This is a genomic window from Streptomyces sp. NPDC058632, assembly GCF_042717095.1.
Classification (GTDB): domain Bacteria; phylum Actinomycetota; class Actinomycetes; order Streptomycetales; family Streptomycetaceae; genus Streptomyces.
In genome coordinates this window covers 1-16,531 of the sequence record NZ_JBHXQZ010000017.1, presented here as the reverse complement: position 1 = coordinate 16,531, position 16,531 = coordinate 1, and the positions used below count along the sequence as shown (strand labels likewise).

General features: G+C 68.7%; 20 protein-coding genes. 16 read left to right on the top strand and 4 right to left on the bottom strand.

Going from position 1 to position 16,531, the window contains the following annotated elements; translation table 11 throughout:
* Window positions 1-56 precede the first annotated feature (56 nt).
* The 9 genes from ACFWVE_RS09415 (at window position 57) to ACFWVE_RS09375 (ending at window position 7,234) form a co-directional block, all read left to right on the top strand.
* The gene (locus tag ACFWVE_RS09415; RefSeq protein ID WP_384009848.1) at window positions 57-566 is read left to right on the top strand and encodes a topology modulation protein; all 510 of its coding nucleotides are present in this window, start codon (window positions 57-59) and stop codon (window positions 564-566) included.
* 31 nt (window positions 567-597) lie between these two features.
* Entirely contained in the window at window positions 598-1,446 is an 849-nt protein-coding gene (locus ACFWVE_RS09410) for a class I SAM-dependent methyltransferase (RefSeq protein ID WP_384009845.1), read from the top strand.
* A complete protein-coding gene (locus ACFWVE_RS09405; protein ID WP_384009843.1) occupies window positions 1,443-2,201 on the top strand; it encodes a phosphotransferase in 759 nt (252 codons plus the stop codon). Before ACFWVE_RS09410 ends, ACFWVE_RS09405 begins: the two co-directional genes overlap by 4 nt.
* Entirely contained in the window at window positions 2,198-2,854 is a 657-nt protein-coding gene (locus ACFWVE_RS09400) for a histidine phosphatase family protein (RefSeq protein ID WP_384009840.1), read from the top strand. The genes ACFWVE_RS09405 and ACFWVE_RS09400 overlap by 4 nt, the downstream gene beginning before the upstream one ends.
* Window positions 2,851-3,687, top strand: coding sequence for an aminoglycoside phosphotransferase (locus ACFWVE_RS09395; RefSeq protein WP_384009838.1), 837 nt, complete (start codon window positions 2,851-2,853; stop codon window positions 3,685-3,687). The genes ACFWVE_RS09400 and ACFWVE_RS09395 overlap by 4 nt, the downstream gene beginning before the upstream one ends.
* Before the next feature lie 83 nt (window positions 3,688-3,770).
* Complete coding sequence (locus ACFWVE_RS09390) at window positions 3,771-4,721, top strand: NAD-dependent epimerase/dehydratase family protein (protein WP_384009837.1); 951 nt, start codon at window positions 3,771-3,773, stop codon at window positions 4,719-4,721.
* Between the two features lie 31 nt (window positions 4,722-4,752).
* Window positions 4,753-5,874: an adenosylhomocysteinase gene (locus tag ACFWVE_RS09385; protein ID WP_384009835.1), complete on the top strand. Its 1,122-nt coding sequence runs from the start codon at window positions 4,753-4,755 to the stop codon at window positions 5,872-5,874.
* On the top strand, window positions 5,871-6,431 hold the full coding sequence (locus tag ACFWVE_RS09380; protein ID WP_384009834.1) for an NUDIX hydrolase: 561 nt from the start codon (window positions 5,871-5,873) through the stop codon (window positions 6,429-6,431). The genes ACFWVE_RS09385 and ACFWVE_RS09380 overlap by 4 nt, the downstream gene beginning before the upstream one ends.
* A 32-nt stretch (window positions 6,432-6,463) precedes the next feature.
* On the top strand, window positions 6,464-7,234 hold the full coding sequence (locus ACFWVE_RS09375) for a 3-deoxy-manno-octulosonate cytidylyltransferase (RefSeq protein ID WP_384009832.1): 771 nt from the start codon (window positions 6,464-6,466) through the stop codon (window positions 7,232-7,234).
* 17 nt (window positions 7,235-7,251) lie between these two features.
* On the opposite strand, the gene ACFWVE_RS09370 is transcribed toward ACFWVE_RS09375, so the two are convergent.
* The 3 genes from ACFWVE_RS09370 to ACFWVE_RS09360 are packed head-to-tail and all read right to left on the bottom strand — an operon-like array spanning window position 7,252 to window position 10,152.
* Window positions 7,252-8,430 (bottom strand): cytochrome P450, encoded by a 1,179-nt coding sequence (locus tag ACFWVE_RS09370; protein ID WP_384009830.1) that lies wholly within the window; start codon window positions 8,428-8,430, stop codon window positions 7,252-7,254.
* Between the two features lie 4 nt (window positions 8,431-8,434).
* On the bottom strand, window positions 8,435-9,589 hold the full coding sequence (locus ACFWVE_RS09365) for an MAB_1171c family putative transporter (RefSeq protein WP_384009828.1): 1,155 nt from the start codon (window positions 9,587-9,589) through the stop codon (window positions 8,435-8,437).
* Window positions 9,590-9,606: 17 nt separating this feature from the next.
* The gene (locus tag ACFWVE_RS09360) at window positions 9,607-10,152 is read right to left on the bottom strand and encodes a regulator component (protein ID WP_384009826.1); all 546 of its coding nucleotides are present in this window, start codon (window positions 10,150-10,152) and stop codon (window positions 9,607-9,609) included.
* A 354-nt stretch (window positions 10,153-10,506) separates the two neighbouring features.
* Here ACFWVE_RS09360 and ACFWVE_RS09355 point away from each other — a divergent pair, with 354 nt between their 5' ends.
* The gene (locus tag ACFWVE_RS09355; protein ID WP_384009825.1) at window positions 10,507-11,352 is read left to right on the top strand and encodes a helix-turn-helix domain-containing protein; all 846 of its coding nucleotides are present in this window, start codon (window positions 10,507-10,509) and stop codon (window positions 11,350-11,352) included.
* Window positions 11,353-11,395: 43 nt separating this feature from the next.
* Here the strand turns inward: ACFWVE_RS09355 and ACFWVE_RS09350 are convergent, their stop codons facing one another.
* Window positions 11,396-11,842 carry a Secondary metabolite protein gene (locus ACFWVE_RS09350; protein ID WP_164253271.1) on the bottom strand — a complete coding sequence of 149 codons (447 nt, stop codon included), beginning with the start codon at window positions 11,840-11,842 and terminating at the stop codon, window positions 11,396-11,398.
* A gap of 431 nt (window positions 11,843-12,273) precedes the next feature.
* Here ACFWVE_RS09350 and ACFWVE_RS09345 point away from each other — a divergent pair, with 431 nt between their 5' ends.
* From ACFWVE_RS09345 to ACFWVE_RS09320, 6 genes are all read left to right on the top strand, one after another.
* A complete protein-coding gene (locus ACFWVE_RS09345; protein WP_384009823.1) occupies window positions 12,274-12,600 on the top strand; it encodes a transcriptional regulator in 327 nt (108 codons plus the stop codon).
* Between the two features lies 1 nt (window position 12,601).
* Window positions 12,602-13,621: a hypothetical protein gene (locus ACFWVE_RS09340; RefSeq protein ID WP_384009821.1), complete on the top strand. Its 1,020-nt coding sequence runs from the start codon at window positions 12,602-12,604 to the stop codon at window positions 13,619-13,621.
* Window positions 13,621-14,328, top strand: coding sequence for an ATP-binding protein (locus ACFWVE_RS09335; protein ID WP_164253273.1), 708 nt, complete (start codon window positions 13,621-13,623; stop codon window positions 14,326-14,328). The genes ACFWVE_RS09340 and ACFWVE_RS09335 overlap by 1 nt, the downstream gene beginning before the upstream one ends.
* 115 nt (window positions 14,329-14,443) lie before the next feature.
* A complete protein-coding gene (locus tag ACFWVE_RS09330) occupies window positions 14,444-15,010 on the top strand; it encodes a WhiB family transcriptional regulator (protein WP_384009819.1) in 567 nt (188 codons plus the stop codon).
* Complete coding sequence (locus ACFWVE_RS09325) at window positions 15,007-16,074, top strand: DUF2637 domain-containing protein (RefSeq protein WP_384009817.1); 1,068 nt, start codon at window positions 15,007-15,009, stop codon at window positions 16,072-16,074. Before ACFWVE_RS09330 ends, ACFWVE_RS09325 begins: the two co-directional genes overlap by 4 nt.
* A 102-nt stretch (window positions 16,075-16,176) precedes the next feature.
* Window positions 16,177-16,401 carry a hypothetical protein gene (locus ACFWVE_RS09320; protein WP_219088720.1) on the top strand — a complete coding sequence of 75 codons (225 nt, stop codon included), beginning with the start codon at window positions 16,177-16,179 and terminating at the stop codon, window positions 16,399-16,401.
* Window positions 16,402-16,531 lie beyond the last annotated feature (130 nt).

Genomic DNA, 16,531 nt, shown 5'->3' with positions numbered 1-16,531 from the left:
GCGCGTCCCGGAGGATGGGTCCGCCGGACACCCGAACCTCTCTACGCTGGAGCACCATGAAGAAGGTCGCCATCGTCGGCTGCGGAGGCAGCGGCAAATCCCACGTGGCCCGCGAACTGGGCAGGATCCTCGACGCCCCGGTGACACACCTGGACGCCGCGTTCTACGACGACGAGTGGAACGCGTTGCCCATGGACAAGTTCACCGACGTGCAGCGCGAGCTGGTCGCGCAGCCGCGGTGGGTGATCGACGGCAACTACAACTCGACGCTGCAGGTACGGCTCGAAGCCTGCGACACCGTGGTCCTGATGGACGTGTCGACCGTGGCGGCGCTGTACGGGATCTTCTCCCGGCAGATCCGGCACGGCGCGGGGCACAAGGGCAACGGGGTGCACAACCGCATCCACTGGGGCGTGATCAAGTACGTCGCCACGTACCGGCGCAAGATGCGGCCCCGCGTGATGGCGAAGATCGAGGAGTTCGGCTCCGGCGCCGATGTGGTGCTGCTGGCCAACCGGCGCCAGACGCGCCGCTGGCTGCGGAGGGTCGCCGCCGAGCAGTCCTGACCGGCCAGCGCCCCCGGTCAGGGGGTGCGGCATGAACGAGTCCAACCCGTTCCTGGACCCCGTCCGGCAGCCGGAGCTGTACGGACACGCCTCACGGCTGGCCGGGCGGACCAGCGCCCTGATGCGGGCCAAGACCGCCGGACACCCGGTGCCCGAGACCATCGTCAGCCTGGTGCAGACCCATCACGCCCGGCCGGACCGGCTCGGCGTGGTGCTCGACGTCGGATGCGGTCGCGGCACGAGCAGCCTCGTCATCGCCGAGCAGCTCCGGCCCGAGCGCGTCGTGGGCCTGGACGCCGCCCCTTCCTTGCTCGCCCAGGCGCGCGAGCGCGCCAAGGACCTGCCCGACAGCACGGTGGAGTTCGTCGAAGGCGACTTCCACGACCTCCCTCTGCCCGACAGGTCGAGCGATGTCGTCGTCGCGGCGTTCTGCCTCTACCACTCGCCGCGTCCCCAGGACGTCGTCGGACAGATCGCCAGGGTCCTCGCCCCCGGTGGTGTGGCCGTGCTCGTCACCAAGGGCCTCGACAGCTATCGGGAGATGGACCAGCTGGTCGCCTGCGCCGGTCTCGATCCGCGTGCCGCCCAGCACGACAGCCTGTACACCGCAGCCCACAGCGACAACCTGGCCGACATCGCCGCCTCCTCGCTCGACGTGATCGCCGTCCTGGACGAGGAGCACGTCTTCACCTTCGACGGCCACGACCACTCGGCGCAGTACCTGGCCACCAACCCCAAGTACGACCTGGCGCCCGGCTTGTACGGCAACCCCGGTGCCCTGGCGGCGACCCTGCACGAGTTCCTTCCCGACGAGCCGCTGACCACCCGGTCCCGGATCACCTTCGTCGTCGCCCAGCCGAACGATGGGCGGATGGCATGACCCTCGCGCCCTTCACCAAGCCCTACGCGGAACCGGAGCGTGCGGCGGGGGCGGTGCGCCACTATCAGTGGCTCACCGAGCACGCCAAGCCACTGCGGCAGCCGGCGCTCCTCACCGTCCGAGCGAACAGCCTGACGTTCGAACGGATCGAAGGTCGCTCGGTACGCCCGGACGACCTCCCGCGCGTCGCGGCACTGCTGGGACACGCCCACGGTGCCGCCTGGGCCAGCGACCTGCGGTCCGTGTCGCTGGACACCCCGCACCACTTCCGGGACGGGACCAGGTTCGACGACTACCTCGGCCCCCGGAATCGCGCCCTGCGGCGACGCCACGAACAGGGCTACCTGCCGAACAAGGCCGCGCTGCACGCGATGTTCGGCCTGCTGGAAACGACGGCCCAAGGGCCCTGCGCCTTCTACAAGGACAGCAACCCCCGGAACTTCATCGTCACCAGCAGGGACATCGTCGCCGTCGACACCGACGACCTGTCCCTGGCCCCGATGGGCTACGACCTCGCCAAGCTCATCGTGACGCTCCACCTGACCTACGGGCCGCTCCCGGACCAAGCCGTCACCAACGCCCTGCTCGCGTACAACGAGGCAGCTCTACGACACGACGCCCGGCTGGGAACGACGGACCGAAACCAGCTCGACAGCTCATTGGCCCTGCACGCCGTGCTCACCGCCCCGTATATCGGTCGCAACGGCTACCGCTACAGCCTGCCCCTCCGTTTCAGCCACCGAGGAGCCTCATGATCACCACCGAACTCGTCTTCGTCCGGCACGGCCAGGCCCAGTGCAACGCCGACGGCCTCGTCGGAGGCCCGCGCACCTGCACCGGCCTGACCAACCTCGGATATGCCCAGGCCGAACAGGCCGCACGCCGCCTGGCCACCGAGCACCTGAAGAAGCCCTTCGACGTCATCTACACCGGCCCGCGGATCCGTCTCGTCCAGACCGGCGAGATCATCGCCCAGACCCTCCAGATCCCCGTGCACCACGACGACCGACTCGACGGCCCGGTCCACGGCGACGCCGATGGCCGGCCCTGGGACGCGGTGAAGACGGCCGCCGACGGCGGGCCGCACGCCCATCCCGACACACCCTGGGCCAACGGCTCCGACACCTGGAACGGATTCCTGGAGCGCGCCAGCAGGAACCTGAGCCAGCTCATCGAGGAGAACCGGGGCAAGCGCGTCGTCTTCGCGGCCCACGGGGAGACGGTGATCACCGCGCACACCCTGCTGCTCGGCATCCCGATCGGCTCGCCCGCCGGATTCACTCACAACCACGCCTCCATCACCCGCTGGCAGCACCACCGCAACCGCCTGGGCCAGAACCGCTGGATGCTCGACCGGCACAACGACACCGAGCACCTCAGTCTCCTCACGCCGGAGCCGACCCCGTGATCGCGACCTCGCGCGACCCCCGGATACAACTGGCGCACCTCCTCCTAGGCGCAGTCGACATCGCAGCGGACCCCGCGCTCCCGCCCCGCGTCGTACGCCTGGTGGCCGACGACGGGCGTCAGTTCATAGCGAAGCAGCACGCCGAGCGAGACCGGTACGCCGGAGAACTCCACGCCTACCGGGCGTGGGTCACCCATCTGAGCGGCCACGCCCCGGAGTTGGTCGGCCGGGACGATGCCACCCGCACCCTGCTGCTCACCGCGCTCGCAGGCCACCGCGCGGACACCTTCGCTCCGGGCTCGCCCGAGGAGGAGCTGGCCCACCACGAGGCCGGGCACGTGCTGGGCAAGCTGCACCGGGCCACGGCCATGCCCCAGAGCGGTGCCGTCGGCGCTTCGCTCGCCGAGCGGTTCCACGGGTGGATCGGCCGGGCCGTCCACGCCGACCTGCTCGACGCGGCCGAGGAGAACCTGCTGAAGCACCACGCGGTGATCCTGGGCACCAGCCAGATGGACAGCGCGATCTGCCACCTCGACTACCAGCCGCGCAACTGGCTGCTCGGCGACACCTTCGGCATCTTCGACTTCGAACACATGCGACGCGACGCCCGGGTCCGCGACTTCGCCCGACTCGAATTCCGACGCTGGCAGGCCGCACCCCACCTGCGCATCGCCTTCTTCGACGGCTACGGACGCTCCCTCAACGACACCGAACGCCGCCTCTTGGAGTCTTTCGGAGCCATCGAGGCGGCCACAGCCCTGGTCAAGGGCCACCAGGAGAACGACACCGCCCTCAGCGCACACGGCAGAACCGTCCTGTCCCGGCTCGCCTGACCAGCCCCTTAGACGACACCCCTCTGGAGATCCCCGTGCCACAGCACGAGCAGCCCCCGACCAACGCTTCCCCCCGACGGGCCGTGGTTACCGGCTCCGCCGGATTCATCGGCTCCTACCTCGCCCACGCCCTCGTCCAGGCCGGCACCACCGTGATCGGGGTGGACCGCCGAGACCCGTCCTCCGACCCGACGGCCGCCGCCAACCTCGCCGCGCTGCGGGGCCGCCAGGGATACCACCACGTCACGGCCGACCTCCTCCACTGCGCGATCGAACCGCTCCTGATCGACGCCGACACCGTCTTCCACCTCGCCGGCATCCCCGGGGTACGGCCCTCCTGGGGACCGCAGTTCGGCGACTACCTCGCGTCCAACGTGTTGGCCACCCACCGCGTCCTCGACGCCTCCACCCGGATCGGTGTCCGCCGACTGGTCGTCGCCTCCTCGTCCAGCGTCTACGGACCGACCGACGGCGACGCGAGCCGCGAGACCGACCGCCCCAACCCCGCCTCCCCGTACGCCGTGACCAAGCTGGCCGAGGAGCAGCTCTGCCTCGCATACGCCGAGCGCCCCGGCGGCCCCAAGGTCGTCGCCCTGCGGTACTTCACCGTCTACGGCCCCCGCCAGCGTGCCGACATGTTCACCCACCGTGCCCTGTACGCCGCCCTGACCGGACAGCCCCTGCGCCTGTACGGAGACGGCCACCAGCGCCGCGACTTCACCTACATCGACGACGTGGTCGCCGCCACGATCGCCGCCGGTACCGTCCCGAACGCGCACGGTGCCATCAACGTCGGCGGCGGCTCGAACGCCTCCCTGCTCGACGTGATCAACATCGCCAACAGCCTCACCGGCCGCGAGATCCAGCTCCACCAGGACCACGTGCGCAACGGGGACGTGATCTTCACGCGTGCCGACCCCGGCCGCGCCGGAGAGGTCCTCGGATGGCAGCCGCGCGTCGACCTCCACAGCGGACTGCGCGCCCACATGCAGGCGCTGGCCGCCCCGGTGCCGGACTACAGCCGTGCCGCATAGGCGACCCCGTCGGATCATGAGAGGAGTGCTCATGGAAACCCCCGAGCGGGCACGGCTGGATGCCTTCTTTCGGAGGATCACCGCGCAGTTCCCCGCCGGGCAGGCGATCACAACGCTGGTCGTCACCCACCTGCTCCCGGAACGCCCCGCCTTCTTGCGCGCCATGGCCGCGGTGTCCACGATCGGCGCCGTCCTCCCCAAGCCTCGGTCGATCCACCAGCCGACCCTCGACACCGTCCGCCGCACCCTGCCGGTCCACGACCTGAGCCGGGAGCGGTTCACTGACGAGACCCAGGCCCTGCACTACCTGGAGGACACGGCCGGCGGCCAGGACATCGTCCTGGTCGACATCGGCGGCTACTTCGCAGCCAGCCTCGACACCCTCGTGGAGAAGTTCTCCGGCCGCATCCTCGGCGTCGTCGAGGACACCGAGAACGGACACCAGCGGTACGCGGCCCTCGGCTCGCTGCCGTGCCCCGTCGTGTCCGTGGCCCGCTCACCGCTCAAGGACTGCGAGGACCACCTCGTCGGCCGGTCCATCGTGTTCTCCACCGACGCCCTCGTCCGCGCCCGCGGGGACATCCTCACGAGTCGCAGCGCCTGCGTCATCGGCTTCGGCAAGGTCGGCCGCTCGATCGCCCAGACCCTGCGCGCCCAGGACCTGCGCGTCACCGTGTACGACAACGACGCGGTCAAGCGGGTACAGGCGCACGCCCTTGGCTTCCGCACCAGCGCGTCCACCACCGAGGCCGTCCGCGACGCGGAACTCGTCCTGTGCGCCACCGGCAATCTCGCCCTCCGGCACGAGGATTTCGCCGCCCTGCGCAACGGCGCATACCTCGGATCGGTGACCTCCTCCGAGGACGAACTCGAACTCGGCAGCCTCGACGACCTCTACGAACGACACCCCGTCGGACCCCAGTTGACCCGCTACGAGGTCACAGGCCACTACTTCTACGTTCTCGCCGACGGCGGTGCCGTCAACTTCGTGCACGGAGCTGCCGTCGGCACATACATCCACCTCGTCCAGGCCGAGATACTCGCCGCCACCGCCGCGCTCAGCCACGCGCGATTCCAACCCGGACTGCACGAGATGCCGGCGGCCGACCGCGACACCATCGCCAGAACCTGGCTTCGCCACTTCGAAAGGTGACCTCGTTGCCACTCTCCACCGAACACGTCCGCGCGGTCACGGAGGCGTACCTCGCCCGCCACCCGGACGAGCGCGCCTCCCTGACGATGCTGTTCGCCGTGCTCGAGGGCTCGGACGATCCCACCAGCCGCAAGACCTTCCCCGCCCACGTGACCTGCAGCGCCATCCTCATCAACGGTGAACGGCACGTGCTCCACATCCTGCACAAGGCGTCCGGAAAACTTCTGGCGCCCGGCGGGCACAACGAACCGTCCGACCAGATCCTGCGCGACGCCGCCCTACGCGAACTGCACGAGGAGGCCGGCATCCCGCCAAGCGCCGTCGTCCCCCTCGCCGGCCACGAGGACATCCCCCTCGACATTGACGTGCACGCGATCGACGCGAACCCGTCGAAGAACGAGCCGGCCCACCACCACGTGGACTTCCGCTGGGCCTTCCACCTCGGGGCCGATCACGCGGTGACACTGCAGGAGGAGGAGGTCGACGGCTACCAATGGCGGCCGTTCGCGACCACCGCCTCACCCACCGTCCGCGCCAAGCTCGCCCAGCTCACCTGAACCCCCGCGAACCCGACCACCAGGAGGACGCCGTGGCCGCCACCACAGCCCGACCGACCGTCGCCCGCCGGCGCCGGCACATCGCCGTCATACCGTGCCGCTGGGGTGCCTCCCGCTTCCCCGGCAAACCACTGGCCCTCCTCGGCGGCATGCCGCTGCTCTGGCACGTCCACCAGCGCTGCCTGGAGGCCAAACGCCTCGACGGAGCCATCGTCGCGACGGACGACGAACGCATCGAAGCGGCGTGCCGCGAACTTGACATCGACTGCATCCGCACCGGGGAGCACCTCACCGGCACCGACCGCGTCGCGGAGGTCGCCGAACGCCTCCCGGCCGACGGATACATCAACGTCCAGGGCGACGAGCCGTTCATCGCACCCGGTGCGATCGACGCCATCTCGGAAGCTCTGGAGCACCTGCCTCCGGGCACGCTGGCCGTGAACGCTTACACCGAACTGGTCGACATCGCCGCAGCCCTGGACAACAACGTCGTCAAGGTCGTCGTCGCCGCTCAGGGCGACGCCCTGATGTTCTCGCGCCACCCCATTCCCTATCCGAAGGGGGAGCGGCCGAAGTACACACGCCAGCTGGGCCTCTACGGATTCGCTGGCCATTCTCTCCAGCGCTTCCGGCAACTTCGGCAGGGGCCCTTGGAGCGCGCAGAAGGAGTGGAGATGCTGCGCTTCATCGAGCACGGCCACGCTGTCCGGATGGTGCCTGTCACGGACGACGGCGTCGCGGTGGACACTCCAGACGATCTCGCGCGAGCCAGCATCCTGCTCGCCCAGTACGCAGAAGCATGACTTGTACTTACCACCTGCTACACCAGGACAGGAAGAGTTGCCAGTCCGCGAACGAGACGGGTGCGCCGCCAGTCCAGTTGGTCAATTGGCGCGGCAAGCCGGATTCCGGGAAACCGAGTCAGTACCGCTCGGAGGGCGATCTCCACCTCGGCCTTGGCCAGGGGAGCACCGACACAGCGGTGGATGCCATGGCCGAAGCTGAGATGAGCGGCGGCGTCTCGGTCCAAGTCGAGCAGGTCCGGCGACGGGAACCGCTCTGGGTCGCGGTTGGCGGCTCCAAGAGCGACCAGCACCGGGACACCGGCAGGGATATCGGTACAGCCGAGCGTGACGGCCTCCGTGGTGAACCGAAAGGTTGCTGTACTGACGGGGGAATCGAACCGAAGCAGCTCGTCCAGCACGGCTGGGACATCGTCCGGATTCTTCCGAAGGCGATCCAGCTCGGCACGGTGCTGGAGCAGCGCCAGGGCGGCGTTTCCGAGGAAGTTAGTGGTGGTCTCGTGCCCGGCCACGAGCAACAGCACCGCCAGAGAGACCAGCTCCTCCTCGCTTAGATGGTCGTCTCCGTCGCGCGCCGAGATGAGTCGGTCAAGAAGAGAAGCACCAGGGTCCAGGCGCTTGGCGGCGATGAGGCTCGTCATGTAGTCAGCCATGGAATGCGAGGCCGCGTCGATGACGTCGGACTTGCCTGCCGCGAACAGTTCTTCTGACCAGCGTTGGACGTCGGGTCGGTCCCCCTCTGGGACTCCGAGCAGCTCGCAGATCACGATGACTGGCAGCGGTACCGCCAGGCAGGCCACGAAGTCGAACCGCTCGCCGACGGGCCACTGATCCAGCAACTCGTCGGTGACCCGGGCAATGAACGGACGCAGCTCCGCGACGGCCCCGGTCGTGAACGTTTTGGTCACCAGCTTGCGGAGGCGGGTGTGCTGGGGCGGGTCGCTGGCCAGCATCGTGTGCGCCACCGCAGGGTGTAGTCGACGCCGTGACCCCTTGCCCGCGAAGAAGGCGGCCGTGTCCTTCGAGAGCCGTGCGTCGCGGAGAGCTTCCCTCGCTTCCGCGTAGCCGGTGACCAGGTAGCTGATGTGCCCACCGGACCCAGTGGGCACGGACTGCACCGGGCACCTGGACCGCATGGCCGCATAGGTGGGGTAGGGGTCCTGGAGAAAACGGGGGTCTTGAGTCGGGTCGGTCATGCCATCAGGCTCCAACCGGCTCTGGCTGACTGTCATCGGCGACACGCCCAACCCGGTGCGCGTAGGCGTCGGCCACCAGGAGGAGCCACTCCGTGTCCGCACGGAGGTCCTTGCGGGAGGCTGCCTCCGCCGACGGCAGGGCAACCTTGTCGGCGTACCGGCCGGCCTTCGAAGCGGCCAGCGCTGCCTTCACGACAGCCGCCTCGACCGCTGCGGCTTCCGCCTCCGTTCCAGCGTCGAACGTGCCCTGGGCCATCTCCTGCACCCTGCGGGACCGGTACGGACGAAGGGCGAGGATGCCGTCGTTGATCTCGATGACCCTACGTTGGAGCAGGAAGTCCGAGTCGTTCGAAGCGGCCTCGTCGAAGACCGGGTCGATATTCGGCATCGCGGCGGACAGGTCCTGCCAGAGAGAACCGAGGGCTTCGAAGGATTGTGCCTCCCAGCGGCGACGTCGGGCCTGGCTGAGCGGGTAGACGACAGCCGGCAGGGTGAGACCGACGCAGATCAGCAGGACGGCGAGCGCCGGAGACGTCACGCTGAAGACGCACGACGTAGACACGAGCGACGAACACTCCGAATGGTCGGACACCAGGTGGAAGCCCAGGCCCAGGGAGATGAGGACCGTCAGCTTGTACACCGCGTAGACCAGTGCGAAGACGCACCCTGCGGCCGCCATGCGCAGACCTATCCGGACGCTGCTGCGGCGGGTCGACCTTGACTGGCTTACGGCCTGCACCAGGAAGTCGACGATGGCGAAACCGAGGTAGGAGATGAAAAGCAGCAGGTAGAGCGCATACACCTGCGGAGAGCGATGCGTCATCTGCTCGTACGTGAACAGCACGGTCATGCCGAGGGCGGACGTGGCGAAGAGGACGAGACGCAGCCGGACTCGCCGTTGCGCTTCCGCGGGTTCCAGGTTGAGCTGGAAGGAGACAGCCAGGACCGCTGTGGCGGCGGCCAGGGAAGCACAGTTGCTCAGCAGCCGGGCGACGTGCGGCACGACGCCCTCAACGGCGTTCTCGAACAGCGGGGCGTAGGTGGCGAAGGCCAGGGCGAACGAGCCGAGGAGCGCGCCCATGGCCCATGTGCCGGTCGGACGGGGCGTCCCTCTACCGAGGACCCAGTAGGCGGCAGCCGCTGCGAGCAGGCAGGCCATGCCAAGGAAGACGGAATTCATCGTGATCGGAACCGAGATTTCTTAATGGGCTGGGAGAAAAGCGCGTCCCAGCTGTCCGATCCCCTCGTCGGCTGATGAGAAGGGGATTCGCGTTCACGGTAGATGCGCTGGCGGATAACCGTCGCCATCATTTCCGCTTCGCGTTCGTCGGCCGTCGAGTAACTTGTGCGTCCCGACATGCGCATCACCAGCGTGGGGTTCACCCCGAGAGCCTGTGCCGTATCCGCGTCGACCTGCAGGCTTCCGGGGTGGTCGCAGAACACATGGCACAGTTCGTGCGTGAGAATGTGTCGCTGGTGGTGGACGGACGTGCCTTCCTCGTAATAGAGGAGGTCGGCGGACGGCGTCTCGATCCTTATGCCACAGGGTGCTTCGACAGCGCCGAGCGTGCTCAACGGTTTCAGGATGATCGGTTTCTCGCGAAGGGCGGCTATCGCCTCGCGCAGTTCGCGCGTGCTGAAGCGATGCGGTAGGTGCAGGAGATCGACCTGCTCCTCACATGATTTGCGCAGTCGACTCTCGTCGATTTCTGGCAAGGGCATGGCAATCCCCCCTCGGTCTCGGCTGTGCACCAACTTGCTACTGAGTGACAGCCAAGAGGATGCCAAGAAGAAGGGGGAACTCACGCTTCCCGGAAGTATGAGTTCCGGTTACGGATGGTGACTCGATTCCTGTGAGGAGGATGGAAGAGTGCCAGGCTGGAGGATTCCTGCGACCTTGATCGACAGTGGGTGAAGCCCGTGATCGCGGGTCGCTGTGGCGCACGACACAGATGGTTGAACGGTCGACTACCCGTTATGTCTGACTACGCTGGATGACCGTTTCGTGATCTCTTGATGCTGTTTCGGGGCGTGTCGTGATGCATGTCACTTCATCATGAGATCTAATTTTGGGCCATGGACTCTCGGGGTGGGCAGGTCGAGGGCGACGAACCTGACGGTGAGTCCCTGCCGGAGCTGCTGCGATCATGGCGGAGCCGCACGGATCCGCGCGCGATTATGGGCCTGGCAGCCTCAGGACGCAGGAGTAAAGGGCTGACGCAGCGTGACGTGGCTCGTCTGACCGGAGTGAGCGAACGTTGGTACGGCGCACTGGAGCGCGGCAACGAGGCCAAGTACTCGGCCGACTTCCTCGATCGGCTCTCGTCGGCGCTGAGGCTGAGCCCGGCAGAGCGTCGCGCGTTGTACCTGAGGGCGGTCGGTCGTCCGCCGGCACTTGCCTCAACGCCGGATGTGGACGCGGCAACAGATGTGGACGAGGTGCTGCTCCAGCAGTTCCTGGACAATCAGTCCCCCGCTCCCGCCTTCGCCGCGGATCTCGCATGGAACGTGATCAGCTACAACGAGCCGCTGCTTGATTGGTTTCCGTGGGCTGCCTACCAGGCCAATCAGATGCGATGGGCTTTGCTGGAGCCGGAGGCTCGTGAGCATCTCGTGAACTGGGAACAGGACTGGGCCCGCCCATTTCTCGGGCAGATCCGCTATGAGCGGGCTCACCACCCGAAGAGCGAGGCCCTGCGGCAACTGGAGCGCGACATCCTCGCGGGATCGCCAGCCGCGCGACAGATGTGGGATCGTCGCGAGATGGTCGAGCACTCCCACGGTGCTCTGCGCCGGCTCAGGATTCCGTATCACCAAGGACGGGAAGTCGCTGTCCGCATCGTCGCCCTGCGACCGATGCGCAGCGACCTCCTCCGAGTGATCGTGCTGCTGGAAGGCCGCCACGGAAGCGATGCCGTCTGACCGCGACGGAGGGTCGCGTGTCGCGGTTCGGGCGGCACTGAACTCATTCGTCGTCGAGCAGCCCGGAGTCGTCCGACTCCTCCGGCATTCCCTCCAGTCGGCGAGCCTGGTCGATCACGGTGTTCAGCATGTGCAGGCTCGACGTGCTGAGCCCGTTGGCGCGCAAGGCGACCCGGCGCACCCCCTGGTCGCGCATGGCGGCAATCACCTGGATCTCTGCACGCTGCCGTTCGGCCTCTTCCCCGTCGAAGAAGTAGCCCGGGTTCACCCCGAAGAATCCGGCCAACGCCCGGATGGTCTGCATCTTCGGGTTCGTGTTGGTTCCGGTGCGGAGCTGCTGGATGGCGCTTGCGGAGATGGTCACGCCCGAGGTGTCGCGGATCCCCTGTGACACCTCCGCGTACGTGTACGGACCGCGCCCCTTCGGATGCACCTCCCGAAACAGGTAGTCGAGCAGCTCCGCGAAGGTGCGCTCGTTCTTCTCGGTCATCCCCAACCCTTCGTCATGACGACCATCCTATCCACCCCAGTGGTGATCATGGCTAGCATCGTCTCGCGCGCCGACATTGCAGTTGACGCAAGGACGCCACTGCGGTGTACGTTTACCCTGGAGTTCGTCCAGTTCAGTGTTCCGTGCCTGTTCGGAGCAGGTGTGGAGAAGCTGGACTTGTGCCAGCGGTCGCCATACGGTTCTGGTCCCTGCACAAGCGGATCACCGGCCGGGGACCGGCCAGGAGGGGAGGGGCGATGTACCCACAGGGGCCATGACGCCCACCGGGGTGGATGAGAGCGGCGCCCGGGAGCTACCAACTCCCAAGCGCCGGGCCGGCACCCCGAAGAGTGCCGATTCACATCTCGCGGGCGGCGGGGCTTTTGCACGAGAACCGCCGCACCGCACTCCTACGAACAACGGAGTATCGCATGCGCGCCATGCCGAGTGGAACCCCGGCCTGCCCGGATACCGACCGCCAGCGCCGCCTCGCCGCCCAGCTCGCAGACATGATCCCGGGCGCGGCCACTGTCCGGGTCAGCCTCAACGACCCGAAGGAGGCGTGGCCCCACCCGCACGCCATCGTCAAGGACGAGGCCGGGGAGCCCCTGGAGCTGGGGCCGACGACCGCAAGGGTCGCAGCCCGCTGGATCCTGCGAGCCTGGCCGGAGGCGGACTGGACTCGGCCGCACACCTTCGACGTCGCCGCCGCGACCCTCACCCGCAGCGACCTGGTCGCCGCCGGTCGGGGCTGCTGACATGGCGCGGATACGAACCATCAAGCCGGAGGCGTTCGTCTCCGAGTCGCTCGCCGAAGTGAGCGTCGAGGCAGAGCGCACCTTCTTCGGCCTGCTCACCCAGTCCGACGACCACGGTCGCCACCGGGACAACGCCGCGATCATCGCTGGGCTGCTCTGGCCGCTGCGCGCCGAGCACACCTCGGTCCACGTCGAGGACGACCTCCACCAGCTAGCGAACGCCGAACTGATCTGCCGGTACACCGGATGCGACGGCCGCCTCTACCTCCATGTCGTGACCTGGTCCGAGCACCAGAAGATCGACAAGCCGAGCCAGTCCCGCCTGCCCTCGTGCCCGCAGCACCAGGCTGCCGACCGGTGCGCACCCTGCAAGGGCTCCTGCACCCGGAGGGCGGAGGGCTCGCCCACGGCTCCCGGAGGACTCGCCGAGACCTCGGGGAGGGCACCCCGAGCCCTCGATCTGCCTGCCTCACCGGCCCCGACGGTCCCGGAACAGGCAGACGGGCCAGCCGTAGACCGACAGGAGGCCGCCGACGGAGACGTCAGCGCACCCGGACGGACTGGAGGCAAAAGTACAGCTCAGAGGGTTTTCCCCGATGGTTCCCCGACCCTTCCCCGAAGCCTCCCCGAAAGCTCGGCGCCTGGATCTAGGATCTTGGATCCTGGATCTCTTGTCCCTACGGGGCGCACAGCGCCCGCAGCCGGCATCTCCGCCAAGGACCTCATCGGCGAGTACGTGGCCGGGTGCGACCAGCGCCCCCCGAGCGACGTGATCGGGCACCTCGGTCGGATCATCAAGAAGCTCCTGGACGAGGGCATCGCTCCGGTGCACATCCGGGCCGGGCTGGCGAATTTCACCGCCAACCCCAAGCACCCGAGCGTCCTGACCAGCATGGTCAACGAGGCGATGAACGTTCGCCCCGGCGGTTTGGCGCGGCCGGGAATCCGGCCTAACGTGCCCGCCCACCAGGCGTGGACCAACCCGGCCAACGCTTCCGCCGCCTACGCCGAGGAGCTGTGATGCACACCCGCCACCGCGAACCGCAGCTCCTCGGCAACGAAGGCACCCTGGAGCGCATGGCCCGGATCCTGGCCGCCCGCAACATCGACCCGGCCGACGCCGCCGCGCTCCCCGACGACCCCGAGCCATTCTCCCCGCTCGACGCCCTCCTGGCCGGGATGCCCCCGCGCTACCAGGCGGCCGTCGCCGACCACCCGAGGGTCCTGGACTGGGTCGCGGAGGTCACCGAGGCGGCCGTCGCCCCCAGCCGGGGAGCCCGGCGGCAGGTCACCACCGGGCCTAGCCTCCTGATGGCCGGAGTCGTCGGCGCGGGCAAGACGCACCAGGCGTACGGCGCGGTCCGAGCGCTCGTGGAGAGCGGGGTCGGCGTGCGCTGGCGCGCGACCACCGCCGCCGACCTCTACGCCGATCTCCGCCCCCGGCCCGGGGTCGACAGCGAGCGGGAGCTGGCGGCCGTCTGCCGCTGCCCGCTCCTGATCATCGACGACCTCGGCGCGGCCAAGGCCAGTGAGTGGGTCGAGGAAGTGACGTACCGGCTGATCAACCGGCGGTACAACTACGAACTCCCCACGCTGATCACGACCAACCTGGCGATCAAGGACCTGCGCTCGTACCTCGGTGACCGCGTCGCCTCTCGACTCGCGGAGATGACCGACCGGGCCGAGTTCGAGGCCGTCGACCGCAGACGCCACAGCGCCGCCGCCTGACCCCCCACAGGCCACCCCGCCGGACCGCGCCCCGCAACGCCGTCCGAGGGGGCCTACCGCCAGCGCACCTCTCCGCCGACGCCCCTGCGCGCGGAGAGCGATCGGAGCACCCCGCATGACCAGCACGATGAACGGCCCCGCCCACCACCGTCAGCTCGGCGACCAGACCTGGCAGGCCGAAGCCATCTGCCAGAGCACCGAGTACCACCCGGTGGACCCCGAAGTCTTCTTCCCCGAACCCGACGAGACCGCCAAGATCGCCACGGCCAAGGCGCTGTGCGGCCAGTGCCCGGTCCGCCGTACCTGCCTGGACGCCGCTCTCGAAGGGGGTGACACCGAAGGGATCCGTGGCGGCCTGACGGAGGAGGAGCGCGGGCCGCTGCACGACAAGCTCGCCAGCCGCCTCGACTACAGCCGCGTCAATGCCACCATCGCCGGGCGCGACGTGCACCTCACCCACGCGGAGCGCCGCGCGGTCGAGTACGCGGCCTACCGCCACGGGGTGAGCGAGCAGCGCCTGGCCTGGCTTCTGAAGGTCACCGAGGAGCACGCCAAGAAGCGATACCGCGAGATCCGCCGGGCCGAGCGCAATCGAACCCTGAACCAGCCCACCACGAACACCCCGCCCCCCGAGACCAGCGGCGAGCGCCTGATCCGCGACGACTTCGGGACGGCGGCATGAACACCGCAAGCGCGCCGAAGACGGCGCACATATCCGGGTGGGACCGCGCGGCTGTCGTGGCCCTCGGGGGCGCGGGATGCGCGCTGTCGTACGACGCCCTGCAGCAGATGGCCGTCGCCATCCACATCCGAGGCTTCCTTACCTACCTGTTCCCTCTGGTGATCGACGGGTTCATCGCGTACGGCATCCGAGCCCTCCTAGTCCTGCGCAACGCGCACTTGCGCGCCCGGCTCTACGTCTGGGCCCTCTTCGGCACGGCCACCGCCGCCAGCATCTGGGCCAACGCCCTCCACGCGGTCCGCATCAACCAGGACACGGTCGCCGGCACCAGCCTCCGGCTCGGCGACGCGGTGGTCGCGGTGCTCTCCACCATCGCCCCGCTCGCACTGGCCGGAGCAGTCCACCTCTACATCCTCATTGCCCGGGGCCCGGTCAAGGACACTGACCGGCAGAACCTCGGTGAGCCCGGTCACCTCGGCCAGACCGACCGGGGTGACGCCATCGAGGTCACCCGGACCGACCGGGCCGGTCAGCAGCGGGCAGCGGCCGGTCAGGTCGAGCCCGGTCAGTCGGTCACTGCTCTGACCGACCGGTTGCCGCTGTCCCCGACCGACGAGGACACCGCCACCCGGTCAGTGACCGGGGACTCGACCCCGGCGGCCAACGGTCAGTCGGTCACCGACCACCGCAACCGGAGGCACGGTGCCCCTGACCTGCCGGGACAGGCGGACAAGGGCCGGACGGGCGCTGACCGCCCCGACGGCGCTGCCCCGGTCGGTGATGGCCAGGGCAGCCCGGCGGCGGTCATTGCCCCGCCGGTCACCTCGCCGCCGGTCACTGACCGGGCTGCTCAGCCGACTGGTGACCGGCGTCCTGACCCGGACACCGAGGAGCTGCTGAAGATCGCCCGGTCGGCGGTCAGGGCCGAGGACAAACTGACCCGCAAGGTGGTCGCCCAGGCGATCCGAGGTCAGCAGATCCCGCTGTCCAGCGACACCCTGACCGCGCTGATGGCCCAGCTGCGCGAGCAGCACCGCCAGCCGGTCACTTCCTCCCGGCCCTGACCGAACCTCCACGGAGTGGGTGACCGAGTCGGTCACCCCGGCCGGTCACCCGCTCCGCATGTCTCCGAGACATCCCGCCACAGCAGAAGCGGAGAGCATCCGATGCGCACTCACCCGGCCACGCCCGCCGAAGTCGACTCCTGGCTGACCGTCCTGCACCAGCACGGACACCTCCACCGCGCCCGGTCCGGCCCCGACACCACCTGGATCGTGCAACGCGAGCAGCACGACCGGCCCTGGACCCTGCACCACCCCGTCCTGGCCATGGACTGGATCGAGGAACTCGTCCGCGAAATCCAGCAGCAGGACCCGGAGACGAGCCGGTGAACACCAACGACCCGGTGGCCACCTCCGCTGGACAGCAGCGTGACCCCACCACGGCTCCTGGCGGAGCAAGCTATCGCGTACGACGGTCCTACGGCCCGTCGTACGCACTTGCCCCCGCCCAGGAGGGCGG

Bases quoted from the DNA above. Each gene is read 5' to 3' on its own strand.
- ACFWVE_RS09330 (WP_384009819.1), top strand. From the start codon at position 14,444: ATGACCAGCACGATGAACGGCCCCGCCCACCACCGTCAGCTCGGCGAC.
- ACFWVE_RS09335 (WP_164253273.1), top strand. From the start codon at position 13,621: ATGCACACCCGCCACCGCGAACCGCAGCTCCTCGGCAACGAAGGCACC.
- ACFWVE_RS09365 (WP_384009828.1), bottom strand. From the start codon at position 9,589: ATGGCCTGCCTGCTCGCAGCGGCTGCCGCCTACTGGGTCCTCGGTAGA.
- ACFWVE_RS09360 (WP_384009826.1), bottom strand. From the start codon at position 10,152: ATGCCCTTGCCAGAAATCGACGAGAGTCGACTGCGCAAATCATGTGAG.
- ACFWVE_RS09325 (WP_384009817.1), top strand. From the start codon at position 15,007: ATGAACACCGCAAGCGCGCCGAAGACGGCGCACATATCCGGGTGGGAC.
- ACFWVE_RS09415 (WP_384009848.1), top strand. From the start codon at position 57: ATGAAGAAGGTCGCCATCGTCGGCTGCGGAGGCAGCGGCAAATCCCAC.
- ACFWVE_RS09405 (WP_384009843.1), top strand. From the start codon at position 1,443: ATGACCCTCGCGCCCTTCACCAAGCCCTACGCGGAACCGGAGCGTGCG.
- ACFWVE_RS09350 (WP_164253271.1), bottom strand. From the start codon at position 11,842: ATGACCGAGAAGAACGAGCGCACCTTCGCGGAGCTGCTCGACTACCTG.
- ACFWVE_RS09355 (WP_384009825.1), top strand. From the start codon at position 10,507: ATGGACTCTCGGGGTGGGCAGGTCGAGGGCGACGAACCTGACGGTGAG.
- ACFWVE_RS09340 (WP_384009821.1), top strand. From the start codon at position 12,602: ATGGCGCGGATACGAACCATCAAGCCGGAGGCGTTCGTCTCCGAGTCG.
- ACFWVE_RS09320 (WP_219088720.1), top strand. From the start codon at position 16,177: ATGCGCACTCACCCGGCCACGCCCGCCGAAGTCGACTCCTGGCTGACC.
- ACFWVE_RS09400 (WP_384009840.1), top strand. From the start codon at position 2,198: ATGATCACCACCGAACTCGTCTTCGTCCGGCACGGCCAGGCCCAGTGC.
- ACFWVE_RS09370 (WP_384009830.1), bottom strand. From the start codon at position 8,430: ATGACCGACCCGACTCAAGACCCCCGTTTTCTCCAGGACCCCTACCCC.
- ACFWVE_RS09410 (WP_384009845.1), top strand. From the start codon at position 598: ATGAACGAGTCCAACCCGTTCCTGGACCCCGTCCGGCAGCCGGAGCTG.
- ACFWVE_RS09345 (WP_384009823.1), top strand. From the start codon at position 12,274: ATGCGCGCCATGCCGAGTGGAACCCCGGCCTGCCCGGATACCGACCGC.
- ACFWVE_RS09385 (WP_384009835.1), top strand. From the start codon at position 4,753: ATGGAAACCCCCGAGCGGGCACGGCTGGATGCCTTCTTTCGGAGGATC.